We start from the raw sequence: 1,418 nt of genomic DNA, 5'->3' as shown, positions 1-1,418 counted from the left end.
CAGCATCCTTGCGATAGCCGTTGAAGAACATGGACAGGCCGTAGAACAGGCCGGACAGCAGACCGAAGATGTCGCCGATGCCCTTCTGCGGGAACTCAGGCGTGGAGGTCTCGAGGTTGAAGTCGAGGCCGAAGGCCTGGCCGCCGACGCCGAAGCCGAGCAGGCCCTCGCCGAACAGCATACCAACGAACACGATGCACAGGCAAATCCACTGCAAGGGGCTCATGGGCTCTTTGCGGAAGATGCGGGCGCACAGCACGCAGATTACCGGACCGGTATAGATGAACATAACGGCGTTGGCCACGGTGGTCAGCAGCGTGGAAGTCACGTAGCAGGCCAGCGACATGCCGATCATAAGACCGCCGAGCGCGATAGCGGGAGTAAGCTTCAGCTTCTTGAAGGTCTCCACCTTGCCGGTGGCGAACATCAGGATGACGAAGAACAGCACGCCCATGCCCATGCGGCCGCAGGCCATAAGAGCACCGATGGAATCGCCAGCGTTCAGGCCCAAGGCGCCATCGAACATGTCGGTACGGGTAGCCCAACGCGAGAACAGCGGCACAAGGCCCATGCCCGTCGCGGAGATGAGCATGAAGATAAGGCCCTTCTTGTAATCCATCTGGAAGCCGCCCTCAGCCTGAGGAGCGTTTTTCTCCTGAGCCATATACCCTCCTTTAACTTTTTTTCTGAGGTGAGATACATTCGGGGAATGGGGTCTCACGGCGCAAGACCGCATTCCCCGGATACGGGACATGCCCGTGTCCCGTACAGAAAAAAGGGAGTAGGCCGCGCCTTTCGCGTTGAAGCCCACTCCCCTTTCTTCCTAAATTCCCGTCAAGCAGCTGCCCTTAGCTGCTTGCAACGGAGGCTTTGAACCCTCAGGCCGCTGCCCTTAGCGGCCTGAGAGCCGTTACACAAGTAGTGCTTACTTCCACATCTCGGGGCGCACGAGGGTCGGATCCTCGACGCGGTTCGGGAAGTAGTCGAGGCACTCGCCCTCGCGGTAGACGTCGGCGGTGGAGCAGTGCAGGCCGCCGCCGAACGGGTAGGCGTCGCGCAGGTCGCAGGGGATGACGTTCATGCCCAGCTTGTCCATCTGCTCCTGCTGGTGCACCTCGGAGGCCTCCACGATGACGGTCTTCGGGTCGAGGACCAGGCAGTTCATGGACAGCCACACCGACGAGTAGCACAGCGCCGGCGGCTCGGTGCGGGCGGGCTGGGCCGCCTCGACGATCTGCCAGTCGTTGGCCTCGAAGATGGCGCGCTGCGGCTCGGGCAGCGGGCGGTGCGGGTTGTTGATGACCAGACCGGGGCGCAGCGGCACGAAGGTCGCGTCGATGTGGATCGGGTAGGGGTCGCCGGGGAAGTTAACGGCGTGCACGCGGTACTCGGGGTAGTAGCGCTGGAACCAGTCCATG

At 62.1% G+C, this 1,418-nt stretch carries 1 protein-coding gene and 1 pseudogene; both read right to left on the bottom strand.

Going from position 1 to position 1,418, the window contains the following annotated elements:
- Positions 1-664 (bottom strand): DMT family transporter (locus VJ923_RS12155; protein WP_407651380.1); only part of this gene is annotated, 664 nt, incomplete at its 3' end.
- A 261-nt stretch (positions 665-925) separates the two neighbouring features.
- Positions 926-1,418 (bottom strand): annotated as a pseudogene (locus tag VJ923_RS12150) (serine/threonine protein kinase); the annotation flags it as partial.

Source organism: Adlercreutzia shanghongiae (genome assembly GCF_035830635.1).
GTDB classification, from domain to species: Bacteria; Actinomycetota; Coriobacteriia; order Coriobacteriales; family Eggerthellaceae; genus Adlercreutzia; species Adlercreutzia shanghongiae.
Note: the sequence above shows the minus strand (reverse complement) of the source record. Positions and strands in the feature narration are given on the sequence as shown.